This is a genomic window from Mycobacterium sp. (genome assembly GCF_008709575.1).
Taxonomy (GTDB): Bacteria; Actinomycetota; Actinomycetes; order Mycobacteriales; family Mycobacteriaceae; genus Mycobacterium.
In genome coordinates this window covers 1-666 of record NZ_VYIK01000393.1, presented here as the reverse complement: position 1 = coordinate 666, position 666 = coordinate 1, and the positions used below count along the sequence as shown (strand labels likewise).

At 64.4% G+C, this 666-nt stretch carries 1 protein-coding gene; it reads right to left on the bottom strand.

Going from position 1 to position 666, the window contains the following annotated elements; all coding sequences use genetic code 11:
• The coding region (locus F6Q13_RS19170) for a hypothetical protein (RefSeq protein ID WP_293059893.1) at window positions 1-197 on the bottom strand (197 nt) is incomplete at its 3' end.
• Window positions 198-666: the final 469 nt, after the last annotated feature.

The window sequence follows — 666 nt, the reverse complement described above, 5'->3', positions numbered from 1 at the left end:
GACCCCGGTTCCTGCAGTGCCAGGCCGTCGAGGTCGGAGCGGTACAGCAGCTGCTCACCGAGCTGGCCGTCGGCCTGGCGGAACACCAAGGCGAGCACGTCAGCGCCTTGGGGGCGGGCCTCCCGGATCGTCACCGGCTCGGAGCGCAGGCCGACGATGACGGTGCCCGGTTTGATGGCGTCGAGGTCGATGGGCATTGTCTACTTCCTGGTCGGTCAGCTCAGATACGATACCCGCGTCGGGCGACAGCGAAATGGAATCGGGGCGCTGTTGGTGCACGTCAGCTTTTGGCGAACCCTGCGCCCAAACCCCGCGGGTCCGTGGCCGAGCGCGCCCAGCTGTTCGTACACCACTTGTCTGTACGCAACTCGGGCGGATTCGAGTGAACGTCGCAACGGGTGGTTTTGCGTGACCGTGATCGATATCCCTGGCCGCTCGCCGGCGCGGGCTACGCATACCACGGGGTCGGTGACGACCTGGCGGGCGCGGTAGATGCTGTGGCGAAGACATCGAGGAGATCGGGCCCGGTGAACAGTGCCGATCAAATATCGCTTGACTAAACACTTACGTACTGCCACATGTGAGTACGTGGCCATCATGAAAGATGAGCATCTACAGCTGCGCGTCGACGCGGCGTCGAAGCGTCGGCTGGAGGAGGCTGCCAGC